The sequence below is a fragment of the Chryseobacterium gregarium DSM 19109 genome, assembly GCF_000430845.1.
Lineage (GTDB): Bacteria > Bacteroidota > Bacteroidia > Flavobacteriales > Weeksellaceae > Chryseobacterium > Chryseobacterium gregarium.
Map to the genome: position 1 here is coordinate 79,373 of NZ_AUMU01000006.1, position 14,285 is coordinate 93,657.

Annotated in this window: 16 protein-coding genes; 6 read left to right on the forward strand and 10 right to left on the reverse strand. The window is 39.6% G+C overall.

From position 1 onward, the window contains the following. Positions 1-246 precede the first annotated feature (246 nt). From H561_RS0107000 to H561_RS0107055, 9 genes are all read right to left on the reverse strand, one after another. Complete coding sequence (locus H561_RS0107000) at positions 247-1,161, reverse strand: helix-turn-helix domain-containing protein (RefSeq protein ID WP_027386359.1); 915 nt, start codon at positions 1,159-1,161, stop codon at positions 247-249. Positions 1,162-1,421: 260 nt separating this feature from the next. Continuing rightward, positions 1,422-2,261, reverse strand: coding sequence for an oxidoreductase (locus tag H561_RS0107010; protein WP_027386361.1), 840 nt, complete (start codon positions 2,259-2,261; stop codon positions 1,422-1,424). Positions 2,262-2,650: 389 nt separating this feature from the next. Next, positions 2,651-2,962 carry a hypothetical protein gene (locus tag H561_RS22185; protein WP_155845757.1) on the reverse strand — a complete coding sequence of 104 codons (312 nt, stop codon included), beginning with the start codon at positions 2,960-2,962 and terminating at the stop codon, positions 2,651-2,653. A 214-nt stretch (positions 2,963-3,176) separates the two neighbouring features. Further along, on the reverse strand, positions 3,177-3,746 hold the full coding sequence (locus tag H561_RS0107025) for a Crp/Fnr family transcriptional regulator (protein WP_027386362.1): 570 nt from the start codon (positions 3,744-3,746) through the stop codon (positions 3,177-3,179). A 102-nt stretch (positions 3,747-3,848) separates the two neighbouring features. After that, entirely contained in the window at positions 3,849-4,586 is a 738-nt protein-coding gene (locus H561_RS0107030) for an SDR family NAD(P)-dependent oxidoreductase (RefSeq protein ID WP_027386363.1), read from the reverse strand. Between the two features lie 138 nt (positions 4,587-4,724). After that, entirely contained in the window at positions 4,725-5,294 is a 570-nt protein-coding gene (locus H561_RS0107035; protein WP_027386364.1) for a Crp/Fnr family transcriptional regulator, read from the reverse strand. A 99-nt stretch (positions 5,295-5,393) separates the two neighbouring features. After that, positions 5,394-6,146: a YwqG family protein gene (locus tag H561_RS0107040; protein WP_027386365.1), complete on the reverse strand. Its 753-nt coding sequence runs from the start codon at positions 6,144-6,146 to the stop codon at positions 5,394-5,396. A 20-nt stretch (positions 6,147-6,166) separates the two neighbouring features. Further along, positions 6,167-6,988, reverse strand: a complete 822-nt coding sequence (locus H561_RS0107045; RefSeq protein WP_027386366.1) for a DUF2314 domain-containing protein — start codon at positions 6,986-6,988, stop codon at positions 6,167-6,169. 341 nt (positions 6,989-7,329) lie between these two features. After that, entirely contained in the window at positions 7,330-7,758 is a 429-nt protein-coding gene (locus H561_RS0107055) for a DUF4268 domain-containing protein (RefSeq protein WP_027386367.1), read from the reverse strand. Positions 7,759-7,885: 127 nt separating this feature from the next. Between H561_RS0107055 and H561_RS0107060 the strand changes: the two genes are divergently transcribed. From H561_RS0107060 to H561_RS0107085, 6 genes are all read left to right on the forward strand, one after another. Beyond that, entirely contained in the window at positions 7,886-8,293 is a 408-nt protein-coding gene (locus tag H561_RS0107060; protein WP_027386368.1) for an RrF2 family transcriptional regulator, read from the forward strand. An 85-nt stretch (positions 8,294-8,378) separates the two neighbouring features. Continuing rightward, a complete protein-coding gene (locus tag H561_RS0107065; protein WP_027386369.1) occupies positions 8,379-9,071 on the forward strand; it encodes a phosphoadenylyl-sulfate reductase in 693 nt (230 codons plus the stop codon). 17 nt (positions 9,072-9,088) lie between these two features. After that, the gene (cysD, locus tag H561_RS0107070; protein WP_027386370.1) at positions 9,089-9,997 is read left to right on the forward strand and encodes a sulfate adenylyltransferase subunit CysD; all 909 of its coding nucleotides are present in this window, start codon (positions 9,089-9,091) and stop codon (positions 9,995-9,997) included. A gap of 141 nt (positions 9,998-10,138) precedes the next feature. After that, on the forward strand, positions 10,139-11,380 hold the full coding sequence (locus H561_RS0107075) for a sulfate adenylyltransferase subunit 1 (RefSeq protein WP_027386371.1): 1,242 nt from the start codon (positions 10,139-10,141) through the stop codon (positions 11,378-11,380). 114 nt (positions 11,381-11,494) lie between these two features. Then, positions 11,495-12,379: a sulfite exporter TauE/SafE family protein gene (locus H561_RS0107080; protein ID WP_027386372.1), complete on the forward strand. Its 885-nt coding sequence runs from the start codon at positions 11,495-11,497 to the stop codon at positions 12,377-12,379. An 89-nt stretch (positions 12,380-12,468) separates the two neighbouring features. Then, positions 12,469-12,759 carry a putative quinol monooxygenase gene (locus tag H561_RS0107085; RefSeq protein ID WP_027386373.1) on the forward strand — a complete coding sequence of 97 codons (291 nt, stop codon included), beginning with the start codon at positions 12,469-12,471 and terminating at the stop codon, positions 12,757-12,759. 130 nt (positions 12,760-12,889) lie between these two features. Here the strand turns inward: H561_RS0107085 and H561_RS0107095 are convergent, their stop codons facing one another. Continuing rightward, positions 12,890-14,194, reverse strand: a complete 1,305-nt coding sequence (locus H561_RS0107095; RefSeq protein WP_027386374.1) for a T9SS type A sorting domain-containing protein — start codon at positions 14,192-14,194, stop codon at positions 12,890-12,892. Positions 14,195-14,285: the final 91 nt, after the last annotated feature.

Genomic DNA, 14,285 nt, shown 5'->3' on the forward strand with positions numbered 1-14,285 from the left:
GTTTAAAAAATAGTCTTTTAAATTTGTCAATTTCTTTCAAAGGAATATATTTTATAGAATCTAACTTGCTATTATCTTGTTCTAAAAGAAGCAATAATTTGTGATCACCTCTATACATTGTAATAGTTTTGAGTTTAACTCTTCATATTCCTTAGACGTTAAATATAATAAAGAATCAATTATTTGGCTTTCATTTTAATAATTTCTTTTGCTATAGATATTTTCTTTTGTTGGAAAAATTATTATTTAATTAAACAACTTCCTAAACTCACCCGGCGACTGGTTCGTCTTCTGCTTAAACAGCTTACTGAAAGACTGCGGATGCTCAAATCCTAACTCATACGCGATTTCACTGACCGATAAATGAGTGGTACTCAGGCGTTCCTTTGCCGTGTCAATAATTTTATTCTGGATATGCTGCTGCGTGTTCTGCTGGGTATGGATGCGTAGTAGGGTGCTAAGGTAATTGGCCGAGATATTCATTTCTCCGGCAATGGTTTTCACGGAAGGAATGCCGTGTTCAATGAGGTTTCCGGTTTTGAAATATCCGTCCAGGACTTCTTCAAATTTCACCAGCAGTTCATGGCTGGATTTTTTCCGGGTAAGAAACTGACGCTCGTAAAAACGTTCTGCATAAATCAGGAATAATTCGAGCTGGGCCACAATCAGTTCCTGCGTGAATTTATCCATATTGTTCTGGTATTCCCTTTCAATATTTTTAAACAGTCCTACAATGATTTTCTCTTCTTTATCAGAAAGGAAAAGCGCTTCATTGATCTGGTAGCTGAAAAATTCATACGATTTTATTTTTTTGATCAGGGAAGTCCCCCAAAGAAAATCCGGGTGGATCAGCAGTAAGTATCCGGTAGGTTCTATTTCAACTTCAGGCTTCATTTCTATTCTTAAGAACTGAAGCGGGGAAACAAAACATAAGACCCCGGAATCAAAATCATATTCCTGCTGCCCATAATTAAACTTGGCATTGACATTTCGTTTCAGCCCGATCGAGTAATAATTCTGGATCCATTTCAGTTCATTGTCATCCACCGGATATTTAATCTTACTGTAGTCAATCAGGCTGACCAGCGGATGTTCCGGGCCGGGAAGGTTGCAGAAAGCATGGAAATCAGAAATAGAATTAAAACGGAAAGTCTCTTTCATAATGACTAAGTTAGATGTTTTTGTGAAAAGTACAATGTAAAAAGTATTTATGCTAAACTATTACCTCGGCTTAGGAAAATGCAGCGGTAAGAAAATGAACTCTGTTAGCGTTAAAAAAATGCTGTCCGAATGCGGGGAAAATATTTTACCGAAGCAGAAATATAGAATCCATGCGGGTTTTAGAATTTTTAGAGAACAGAGTTCATGTTTACCGGAAGTTTCCCAGTCTTGATTTTCTGTGTTAAGGCAAAAGAAAACGATTAGATGACCGTAGACAGTGTCAGACTTTCCCACCTGCCAGCTTCACTTTTCATCGTTTCAAATTTTTTCTCCAGAACTTCAGAAGCGCCGCTTCCCAATAGGAAATGCACAGGCGGATATTGTTCTTCACTGATTTTGATGATGGCTTCTGCGCCTTTATCAGGATCATTGGGTTGGTTTCCGTTGATTTCATCCATGTGGGCCTGTTCAGAATTTCTTGCCGCTTCGTATTCCGCAATTATATTTTCAGGCGTTTTCACTGATTCTTTGCTTAAGAAATCGGTTCTGAAATATCCGGGATACACTACGGTGGCTTTCACTCCGAAATCTCTGATTTCCTCTGCCAGCGATTCAGTCAATCCGGCAACGGCAAATTTTGTCGCACAGTAAATTCCCCAGCCCGGAAAGTTTCCCGAATATCCTCCGATCGAAGAGATATTGAAGATATGTCCTGATCTTTGCTTACGGAGGTAAGGCATTGCATGCCTGATTACATTCAGTGTCCCGAACACATTGATATCAAAATTGGCTCTGGCTTCTTCATCTGAAAGTTCTTCCAGCGTTCCGATCTGCCCGTAGCCCGCATTATTAACGATGATATCAATCTGTCCGAAATAATCTGCACTTTTTGCAATCGCAGATTTTACATCCTGGTCATCTGTCAGACTCACTTTAAGCGGTAAAAAATTCTCTGATGCTTCTCCGATTTCGGAAATTAGAGATTGGGAATTTCTGCTTGTCGCCACCACACGGTAACCCTGTTCCAGTAATTTTTTAACCAAAGCTAATCCTAAACCTTTTGATGCTCCTGTTACGAACCATACTTTTTTTGTTTCCATTTTTTAAATATTTTTTTGTTTAAATGATGGTACAAAGATGGTAAGTTCCTGATTTTGAAATGTAGCCCAATCCACACATGATGTAAGCGAATCGTGAAAAAGCAATTGAATTGTGTTATGAAATGCACTTTTAATAAATAAGTCTGTCTAAACTTATTTAAAAACATTTAAGTTATTTTAAGTTTCCGGTAAATCGTTTCATCTAAAGTGTTCTTCCATAACTCTTAAAAATTGCTGTAATGAAACTTGAGTGTATACAATTTTAAATAGGCTTTAAAATAATTATACTATTTTTTACTTTTTGAATTAGGCTGGATCCCCAATTTAAATGAAAGCTTAAACAGTTTTAAAGTTTTCAAAGGCAGCCCATCGGTCATTGCAGGTATTTTTCAGATTTGGATATACAATTTCGTTATAGTGCCGTGGCCGATCCGTTTCGGGCCTTCAAAAAAATCGAAATCCATTCCTTCATAAATTTTTCCTGTAAGTTTTTCCGGATTGAGTAAGGTGATCTCGGCATTTACCGTATCACCGGGAAAAACCAGGTCTGTTCCGGCGAATTTCTGTATACCTGTAAACAGGTTTTCATCAAACGGGAATTTGAACCCGGGTCTGTAACCTGACGACACCGGCGTAGGTCTTCCTCCTTCTTCCATTGGAGTATAGGTCAGCAATGCGGTAAAATGGGACTTTGATTTCATGGGGCGGTTTCAATCAATTCGCTACTTACGGTCTGTGGCTTGTTGAACAATGAAGTTTTACGAATTGTTGTTTAAAGATAATAAATTTAGCTTTTATATGCTTAATTACAGTTTTATTTTACTGAATTTGCTTCATGGTATCATTACAGAACGATCATCCTTACCGGTAATGAATGCTGTAGATAAAAAATCGTAAAAGTTGTATTAAAATTGGTTACCGTATATTTTTTCTGATCCTGCTGAGTGACTGCTGGGTAATCCCGAGATAGGATGCAATATAGGAAAGCGGGACCCGATTGGCCAGGCCCGGATAATTTTCGAGAAACTCCAGGTAACGGGTTGTGGCATCCTGGGAAATAAGCGGACTGATTCTTTCCACTTTCCTTACTAAAGCCCTGGAAACTACTTTCTGCATTAGGCTGTCCCAGATCATGACCGTAGCAGAGATTTCTTCCCAGTTTCTTTTCGGAAAAGTAATAAGCCTGCAGTCGGTAACCGCCTGCAGATAGGAAGTGGCAGGAACCTCATTATCGAAACTGGCTTTGCAGATCACCATATTGTTCTCTTCTACAAAATATTTGGTGATTTCTTCGCCTTTGCTGTTGTAATAATAGTTCCGCAGAATACCCTCAGTCATAAATCCGATCTCCCTGACCACTTTCCCCGCTTCTGCAAAATAAGCGTCTTTCCTGAGTTGCGTTTCAATGGCATTTCCGGTAATAAAGCTGATCTGCTGTTCGTTCAGATCACCGAATTTCAGCAGATAATCAATAAACTCTTTCATTCCTGCAATATACTTTTTCTTAATTTCCGAATCTTTACCATTTGGTAAAAAAATAAAGAGAAACCCGGAAGCTTCTCTTTACTGATTAATATAAATTAGTTCTTACCACGGACTGACTCCCGTTTCATCCTCGATATCATTGCTGTAAAACTGTCCGGTCGGTGCATTTTCATCGGTTAAGGTGTGCTTAATGATGAATGATGCCGCGCTTTCTATAGAACCCGGTCCGCTGTGATGGTTGAAGTCCGTTGCGGTATAGCCGGGATCAATGGCATTTACTTTAAATGGCAAATCCCTCAGTTCGTACGCTAAAACAATGGTATAGGCATTCAAAGCTGATTTGGAAGGGCCGTAAGCTGCATTTTTCACGTGGTAATATTTCCAGTCCGGATCGCTGTGCAGGGTCAATGAGCCCAGTCCGGAAGTGATGTTGCTGATTCTCGGGCTGTCCGATTTTTTAAGCAGGTCCAGAAAAGCCTGGGTAACGCTGATCACGCCAAAAAAATTGGTCTCAAAAACTTCTTTGATGCCTTCTACTGAAGTATCCGCAGCTGTCTGAGGCTGTATTCCCAGGATTCCGGCATTGTTGATCAGGATATCCAGTTTACCCTGTTCTTTTTCAATCGTATTTTTAGCTGCAGTAATCAATTCCGGTTTAGTGGAATCAATTTCAATAGCTTTGATATTTTGGAATCCTTTTTCATGCAATTCCTGTACTGCTTTTTCACCATTTTCAAGGCTGCGGCTTCCCAGATAGACAAACAGTCCTTTTTCGGAAAGTTGTTTTGCGGTTTCAAGACCGATGCTTCTGTTGGCTCCTGTAATTAATACTGTTTTCATATTTCTTTTAATTAATGGTGTAAAATTCCGTCAATTAATCAGGATGACATTTGCCATTTGGCAAAAAGTGATTAGAAATCATGAATTATTTAATTCAAAATAGATTTAATTCTGCATCTGAAGTCTAAATCTTTACATCTATTTGATATTCTTTCTGATCCGGCTCAGAGAAGATTGGGTTACACCCAGATAGGAAGCAATATAAGAAAGCGGGATACGGTTGGCAGCCGTAGGGTAGATCTCCAGAAATTTAAGATACCGGGTAGTGGCGTCTTCTGAAACCAGCGGACTTCTCCGTTCCACTTTTTGCATTAAAGCCCTCGAAATAATTTTATGGACAATCGCATCGAACCCGACAATCGTTTGGAGAAGCTCAAGCCAGTCTTTTCTTGAAAATACAATCAGTCTGCAGTCCGTAACTGCTTCTACATACGCAACTGAAGGCAGTTGATTGTCAAAACTTTCCAGATCTACCACCAGGTTGTTTTCTTCAATAAAGTATTTGGTGATCTCCTCACTTTTATTGTTGTAATAGCACACTCTAAGAATTCCTTCTGCGATAAACCCGACCTGTTTTGCAATTTTCCCTGCCTCAGAAAAATATTCATCTTTGGGAATATTTGTTTCCTGTGCCTTGCTTGCGATAAAATCGATCTGTTGCTGATTAAGGTTTCCGAATCTTAAAATAAAATCAAACAATTCTTTCATGAATGCAAGTTAAGGAAAGAAATTTTTTCAGCATTTGCCATTTGGTAAAATGATTTAGGATGATTATTTAATCAATAGCTCAATAATTAAAAATTTTGGCTAACAACAATCCCAATTGAACCAGGCTTTTTCAAAGGTTCTGTTTTTTAAATCTTCAGGATTAATGAAAAAATTGGCAACGCCGGAGTCTCCAAACATAATTTCTTCATCTGTGTCAATCTGCAGCAGAAGCACATCCTGTTTTAGTTTTTCATTATAGTCCCTGATATCTGCCTGGGTAAAGTAAGCATAACCTCCCATTTTATGACCGTCTCCGCTTAAGATTTTATCAAAGAGTTTCTTTTGGGCTTTATCAAGGGTTTCATAAAAGTCCCAATGATCCTTACCATTAAACTGCATATCGAATCTGAAATCTTCAGAGCTTCCATATTCGGTTTCTTTTTTGAAAATGAGTTTATGTTCAGAATATATCGGAGATTCTTCATACATATCCTCTGTTAGAAAAGAAAAATCGGTTTGGAATTCTTCAGAAGTGCTTTCATGAAAAATAACTTTATAATCATCCATATCAAACCAATCTGCAGATACAAAAAACTGAAGAATCCCATGATCAGGATAATCTGCAAACTCAGGAGTTTCTGCAAAATTAATCTGTGCCCAAAGAATCATCGGATTATTCTGTTTGTCTTTAGGATATTCCATGCTTTTTGGTACATACGGCTTACCTAAAAACTTGCTGTTATGAATTTGAAGAGATTCATGGTCTGCCAGCGGTACGGCATTAATTTTTATTGTTTCAAGTTTATATTTTTCAAGCTGGTCTTTAAATTCACTAAGAAATTCAGGTATCATTCGATTTTATTATTTAGTTTTTAATAATTTTCCAAAACCGGAATCAGATGTTCCCAATTCAGCTGCTGAGCAAAATCCAAAGCCGTTTTGCCATTATTTGTCCTTAAACTTCTGTCAGCTCCGGCTTTGAGCAGAACCTCTACGGAACTTAAATTCCCGGCAATCGTTTCCTTATGAAGAATTGTTAATCCGTTTTCATCTGCATTTGTCATTTCATCGGGATAGTCTTTTAAAAACTTGATAAAATCTTCCTGCATCTTCCTGCTCATCGGATGTTCAACCAGGTTTTCCGGCTTTTCTTTCTGTTCGTAGACCACTTCAATATCATTGAAATCTCCGAAATCAAGCTGCCATGCATTGTCATGATCTTTCCTTTCAGCGGGCGACATATCGGAGCGCATTTTCTGAATCGTAAATCCTCCGTATACTTTCGGTAAGGGGCCGGCGGAAGATGAAAATAATTTTGAAAGTCCCGCTGATTTCTTTGCAGCAGGAGTAATGGCAAAAAGCCAGTCGCTGATTTCATTCAGCGGCACTTCTACATAATCTCCGACCTGAATATTGGTTAAGTCATTCGGCTCGTTAATAAGATAACCTTTCACACAGTCGCCGTCAAAATCAATATCATTGATCCACATGTGTTCCACTATCGGATGTTCAGATGCTGGATCCTCCTGTGAAAAAGCAACTTTCACACAGGAAACGGCCAGTGCCGGAATAATTCTCCTGTATTCCCATGACTGTTCCCTCCAGAAATATTTAAATGTTTGCTGAGCTTTTCGGTAGGCTTCAAGCATTTCAGAATCTGCACCGTCTGCAAGAAATACGGGATTATTTTCCATTATATTTAGATATTTTGTGATTTGATTTTTAAAAATATACGATTGAACTTGCTGAAAATGCTATGATCAGGCACTCAATCATACTTTCTTGTTTACTAAATTACGGAAAATATTTAAACGGAAGTTTGAATTAATATAGAAGCTTTTATGTATATTTTTCTTTTATATCCTCTTTTTTTTCGATTTGCGGATTTAAGTATCCATGAAATCTAAGTGATTATCTAATCCTATGTGAAGTTATTTTTGAAATAAATTTAGGCAGGCTCTATCATTCTGAAGCGGTTTTTCCTTCTTCGGAATCAGGTATCGGAACTTTTTTTAACAAGATCTGAGGTATATCCTTAAACATCTTTTATAAAATCCTCATATTCATAATAGAACCTTTCAAAACCATCCATCTTTTCTACAAAAAACTCAAAAATCTGCTGCCAGGTATTTTTATTGAAAATAGAAACGCCGTATTGTTCTACCCAGATCCTGCTGATGATCTTTCCGTTCTCCAGTGTAAAATGTTCATCTTTCTGAAATTCCCCGACATAGTCTTTCAGGATATCTTCCAGCGACCAGATTTTCTCGTAGTAGGCATTCCGTAAAACCTCATCTTTCATTTCGATCTCCAAAGAAACTTCCGCCTTTTTATTGTCTGCATAAAACTTGAATGAAAAATCTTTCACTTTGGTATCATACAGAATCCATTTTCTCGGAAAAGACTTTCCAAAAGCGGTCCAAAATTCTTTTTTTAACTGCTGTGCTTCCTGTTTACTGAACATACAACAAATATAGTGATTTGGCCGAAAATAAAGAACTGGCCATCTCTGTCCTTAACATCCAGTCTGTGTTTTTATCTTATAATCAATCTTCTGTCATATTCCAAACAATTTTCTTATTTTTGTTGTAATGCTGTCCAAAAAATCCCAATACGCTTTTAAAGCACTGTCATACCTTGTAGAAAAGAGAAATGACGGTCCTGTTCTTATTTCAGAAATTGCAGACCGCAAGAAAATCCCTTTGAAATTTTTAGAAAATATTCTGCTTGAGCTTAAAAAAGCAGATATCCTGGACAGTAAAAAGGGTAAGGGCGGGGGCTATCTGCTAAAGCAGAATCCTGAAAATGTGACCCTGGCCCGGATTATCCGGCTGGTCAACGGCCCCATTGCCTTACTTCCCTGTGTAAGCCTGAACTTTTACGAAAAATGTGACGACTGTAATGAAGACCATTGCGGTTTACATGACGTATTGATCGAGGTTCGGGATGCCTCACTCAGTATCCTGGAGAGCAAAAGCCTGATGGATCTGGTAGATTAATTTTGCATTAGCTCAAATAATAGTCTACTCATTTGGTAGGCTAATTATTTTGTCAGATATTTGCATCACTTCAAATGAATAAATTATGATTTCAAAAGAAGATGCAGCCATATTGGAACAGCTTCCGGCAGAAGAGGGGCTTAGATTGGTCTCGTCCAGATTTTCGGAAGGCGCTGTTTTTTCCACCTCACTCGGTCAGGAAGACCAGGTCATTACCGATATGATTTTCAGGGCGGGCTTATCTGTAAAGGTTTTCACATTAGATACGGGAAGGCTCTTTAATGAGCATTATGAATTACTCTCCCAAAACAATTCAAGGTACAGAACGAAAACAGAAGTGTATTTTCCTGCTGTTGCGGATGTAGAGGCATATGTCAATGAAAAAGGCATCAATGCATTCTATCAGTCTGTAGAAAACAGGAAGGAGTGTTGTTTTATCCGTAAGGTTAAACCTTTAAACAGAGCGCTTGCGCATGCCGGAATATGGATTACTGGTTTACGTTCGGAACAGTCGGAGAACCGTGAGCAGATGCCGGTGATCGAATGGGATGAAGAGCGGAAGCTGTACAAATACAATCCATTGCTGCACTGGAGCTATCAGGAAGTTCTCGATTACCTGGAACGGCATAACGTACAGGAATTGTCTTTACATAAAAAAGGTTTTATCAGCGTGGGATGTCAGCCGTGTACCAGAGCAATTACCGAAGGTGAAAATCCCCGTGCCGGACGCTGGTGGTGGGAAAGCTCACATAAAGAATGCGGACTGCATACCCATTAATTCTAAAATTTCAAATAATGAATACCTATACACTAGACTATCTGGACCAGCTGGAAGCAGAAAGTATTTATATGATGCGTGAAGTGGCGGCACAGTTTGAAAAGCCGGCCCTGCTCTTCAGTGGCGGAAAAGATTCCATTACCTTAGTCCATCTGGCCATTAAAGCGTTTGCTCCCATGAAAATCCCGTTTCCTTTGGTGCATATTGATACGGGACACAATTTTCCGGAAGCACTGGCATTCAGGGATTATATAGCGGAAAATATCAATGCGGAACTGATTGTACGGAAAGTCGAAGATACGATCAGAGCCAGAAACCTGACAGAACCTAAAGGAAAATTTGCTTCCAGAAACTGGCTGCAGACCCACACACTGTTAGACACGATCGAAGAATTCCAATTTGATGCCTGTATTGGTGGAGCGAGAAGGGATGAGGAAAAAGCAAGGGCCAAAGAACGGTTTTTCTCTGTCCGTGACGAATTCGGGCAGTGGGATCCGAAACTCCAGCGCCCTGAACTCTGGAATATCTACAACGGAAGAATCAGCAAAGGGGAAAATGTGCGGGTATTCCCGATTTCCAACTGGACAGAGCTGGATGTATGGAATTATATTAAAAAGGAACATATTGAACTGCCTTCGATCTATTTTTCGCATGACCGCGATGTGATTGAATTTGAAGGTCAGCTGATTGCGGTTTCGGATTTTATCCGGATCGATGAACATGATACCGTTGTGAATAAAAAAGTCCGTTACAGAACGGTCGGAGACATGACCTGCACGGCTGCCGTTGAGAGTTCGGCGGTAACATTGGATGAGGTGGTCAGTGAGATTACGGCTTCGAGGATTTCAGAAAGAGGGGAGACCCGGATTGATGACAAGGTAACGGAAGCCGCCATGGAAGACCGGAAAAAAGGAGGATACTTTTAAATGAAATAAGTAATCGGCAATAGGTGATAAGTAATAAAAGACTTACTGTATATTTCACTCATTGCTTACATAGAATGATAAACAGATGAGCGGTTTGAAAAAACTACTCGTTACTAATTACTCATTATTAATAAACCAAACGTGGACATATTAAGATTTATCACTGCAGGAAGCGTAGACGACGGAAAAAGCACCCTGATCGGAAGGCTTCTGTATGACAGTAAAAATATATTGATCGACCAGCTCGAAACCCTGGAAAAACAATCGAAAAACAGGAATGAAAACGGGATAGACCTTGCCATTGTAACCGATGGGTTGAGAGCCGAACGGGAGCAGGGGATTACCATTGATGTGGCTTATCGCTATTTCTCCACCCCTAAAAGGAAGTTTATTATTGCTGATGCACCGGGGCATATCCAGTACACCCGGAATATGGTTACCGGAGCTTCCAATTCGCAGTTGATGATCATCCTGATTGATGCAAGACAGGGAGTAATTGAGCAGACCCGCAGACATTCAATCATTGCCTCTCTGCTGCGGATCCCCTATATAGCGGTAGCGGTAAATAAAATGGATCTGGTAGACTATTCCGAAGAGGTTTTCAATGATATCAGGGCCCAGTATGATCTGGTGGCCAGGAAGCTGGGTCTGGAGCAGATCAGCTATTTCCCGATTTCGGCATTTCACGGTGACCATATCGTGGAAAAATCAGACCATATGCCCTGGTATCAGGGTGAGATGCTGCTGGATTTCCTTGAAAATGTCAACATCCATACAGACCGTAATTTTGAAAGCCCGAGATTCCAGGTACAGTATGTTATCCGTCCGCAGACAGATGAGCTGCATGATTACAGAGGCTATGCCGGAGAAGTGATCTCAGGGATGTACCGGAAAGGGGATGCGGTTACGGTGCTTCCCCAAAATATCCAGACGCAGATTTCAAAGATTGAAACCGGAGGCCGTGAAGTGGAATCCGTATTTGCCGGCCAGCCTGCCGTTTTACATACCGAAGATGATATTGATATCAGCCGGGGCGATTTTCTGGTGCAGTCCGGAGACCTTCCGAAGGTTGAAAACGAGATTGAAGCTGTGGTCTGCTGGCTGGATACCAAGAACCTGAATGAAGGAAATAAATATTTCATCCAGCATAAAAGCAGGGTCTTAAAAGCCATTATAAAACAGATAGAATATAAAATTGATGTCAATACACTGGAAAAGATACCGGTTTCAGAAGGTATAACACTCAATGAAATCGTCAAAGTTCATCTTAAAACAGCCTCTCCATTGGTTTTTGACCGTTTTGAAGAGAGTAAAAATACGGGAAATGCCATTCTGATTGATGAAACCAGCCATTCGACCGTAGGAGCAGTCATGATTTTATAATCCGGATACATTATATACTTAAGAACCCCGGGAAGAATCTCAAAACTAATATTCATTCATAAGATCAGTATAATTTCATACTGTTTTTAATACCTCAAATAACATCAAACAGCAATGGTCATCTCTAAGAAAGTTCAACTCAGGCTTAATCTGTTTTTTACAACGGCGGCGGTATTGCTGATTGCTGTTTTGTCCATGTATGAATTTGGATATCTGGATGAACTGTTCACTGTTTTGGCAAAGGACAGCTACATTTTCTACTGGATGCTGTTGGTAGGTGTTCTGGCTGAAATTGTAGCCGGATCCATGGGCATGGGTTACGGAGTAATCTGCACCACAACGCTTTTATTCCTGAATATTCCGCCGCACGCCGTAAGCGCAAGCATCCATTCTGCAGAGAGTTTTACCACTGCTGCAGGAAGCCTGAGCCACATCAGATTGAAAAACGTAAGTAAGAGTCTGGTGAAAAGACTGGCAATACCGGCTGTATTCGGAGCGGTGATCGGGGCCTTGTCTTTAACCTATCTCGGGGAATATTATTCCAAAATCACCAAAACCCTCATTTCTTTTTATACTTTATACCTGGGTATTCAGATTCTGTCGAATGCATTTAAAACGAAACACGATAAAAAGCTGAAAAAGAAAACCAACCTGACCAGGCTTGGGTTAATCGGAGGCTTTATTGATTCTTTTGCCGGCGGCGGCTGGGGTCCGTTGGTAACGGGAACATTAATTAAAAATTCCTTCACCCCGCGATTTGCCGTCGGAAGTTCTACAGTAGCAAAATTTATTTTAACCTTTACGGCTGCCGTTACCTTTATTTTCACCCTGGGTATCCAGCACTGGAATATTATACTGGGGCTTCTGCTCGGCGGAATCGTTACCGCACCGTTTTCTGCTATGCTTACTGCAAAGCTTCCTGTAAAAGGAATGTTTATTCTGATCGGAACTCTTGTCATTGTGATGAGCTCCATAACGGTTTATAAATCTGTATTTTAATATTGAATGTACGATCCTTTGTAAAAATACAGATATGAAACAGATCTTTGGTGTGAAAATATTCTACATTTACACTCTAAAAAAATCATATGAACGTACATGTTGTCGCGCTTTTCAAATTCAATGAAAACTATCTGATGGAAGCGGTGGAACTTTTTCAGGCTTTGGTAAGGAAAACCCGGAAAGAAGAAGGCTGTCTGCAATACGACCTGATTGAAGATAAGGTAACGAAAGGGACTTTTTTCATGGTGGAGCTGTGGGAAACTGAAGAGCACCTGAACCGCCACAACGGGCAGGATCACTTACTGGATTTTCGCAGGGATGTTTCAAAAATACTGGAAAGTTCCACACAGGTATATAAAGGATCTAAAATTTTATAGCTTGAGATAAAGGAGGGGACATATGGCAGAAAGCTTTCGCTTTAAGGGTTCGGATAAAAAAACAGAAAGGCTGTTCATCATGATGAGCAGCCTTTCTTTAGAAAAAATAGAAAGTATTAAAGTTTAGATTTTATTTTATGATCAGCTTTTTAGTCTCTGTCTGACCGCCGAAAGTAATTTTTACCAGGTAATTTCCTGAAGTAAGGTGGGATAAGTTGAGATCCTGTTTATAGAAACCGGTCTGATTGGTCAGTTCCGAAGTATATATTTGTTTTCCGGAAAGGTCATACACTTCTACATAGCCTTTGCTGTTCTGTTTCTCTTTAATATCAAACAAGACCGTAACCTTTTGATCAGCTGGTGCAGGATTCGGGTAAATACCGAATGATGCTTTTTTGGAGGCTATATCCGTAACACCTAATACAGAAGTGATATTTTTGTACTTGAAGTACATATTTCCCGTAGTACTTCCTTCATTGGATGTGAAATATATCCTGTAATATTCAGAACCCTGCTTGATGTAATACACTACATCACTGTAAATACCCATGGTCGGTTTCCAGCTGTGCCCGATCGCTGTAATATTATTTGAGAATGCTGTGGAAGCAGGCAGCGATGAGGTAGATGTGGCCTGTGTTTCGGGCTGTACTTTAGCTACCGTAATATTTGAATTCTGAATCACCCCGGCCATTCTGTATTTCATGGTTGCAGGCTGCCCTGTATTCGGATTGGTATACGAATAATCGGTCCAGTATCTGGTGAACATCAGGTCCCAACTGGTTTTGGAAGGTTCCATATTGCTTACTTTATCCTCTGTTGCAAAAGAAAAATAATTGAAGAATGCATCATCGCTTCCGTTAGCAATTGTTTTTGAAACGGTGGCATCCCATGAATTATTGGTGGTATTCCATTTGGCATATTTAAAAGTATAGCCTCCGAAATAATCATCAATCATAAATTTATAATAAATCCCTGAAGCATATTTTAAAATGAAGATTACTTTTCCTTCTACATGGTGATTCCCGGGGTTGTATTCTCCCCATCCGTAAGTAGCAGTTCCCTGCTCAAATGCACCTTCCTGGATGGCTGTCGTATTATCAAGATTATATAAAGGCGCTCCGTATGCAGAAACACTGTTAGACGTAATGGCGTTCCAGTCGCCCGGGTTGTTTGAAGCCTGATATACTTCTATATTTTGAGCATCATTGATCCTCGTCCCAAAATTCATGCCTGAATTTCTATAGAAAGCAATATCCCAGGTATTGGCAGGCTGGGAGATCATATTGTTCGCGCTTAGGTCAAAAAATACACGGTTCTGATAGTTTGCTCCCATCGTCATATTTACTGTGTTGTAACCGTTTGCATCAACCTGCGCAAAAACCGTCTGCTGAATGCCTGCAGCAAGCATTGTTGCCAAAAGTAATTTTGTTCTCATCCGATATAATGTTATTTATTATTTAGAATTATTCTACAAAACTATATAATTATTTTTAATTGTTCTAAATAAAAACATGATTTTTATCGTG